Annotated in this window: 1 protein-coding gene; it reads left to right on the top strand. The window is 67.3% G+C overall.

From position 1 onward, the window contains the following. Positions 1 to 284, top strand: a 284-nt coding sequence (locus EN808_RS35960) for an ATP-binding protein (RefSeq protein ID WP_135918280.1), incomplete at both ends; no start/stop codon positions are given.

The following is a 284-nucleotide window of genomic DNA, read 5'->3' as shown; positions in this document are numbered from 1 at the left end:
CTGAGAAGCGTGCGCCAGATCGCGCTCAACATCCTATCCAACGCCATCCGCTACACGCAGGCCGGCGGCCAGGTGATCGTGTCCACTGCCTACGAGGCCTCCGGCGATGTCGTCATGCGCGTGCGCGATACCGGCATCGGCATGACCCCGGCCGAGATCGAGCAGGCGCTGAAGCCGTTCAAGCAGATCAATGCGCTGAAACGCGGCCGCGGCGACGGCACCGGGCTCGGGCTGCCGCTGACCAAGGCGATGGTGGAGGCCAACCGCGCCCGCTTCACCATCAC

This window comes from Mesorhizobium sp. M8A.F.Ca.ET.165.01.1.1 (assembly GCF_004792065.1).
In the GTDB taxonomy this organism is placed as follows: Bacteria; Pseudomonadota; Alphaproteobacteria; order Rhizobiales; family Rhizobiaceae; genus Mesorhizobium.
The sequence above is the reverse complement of the archived record's forward strand: the minus strand, read 5'-3'. Positions and strand labels throughout refer to the sequence as shown.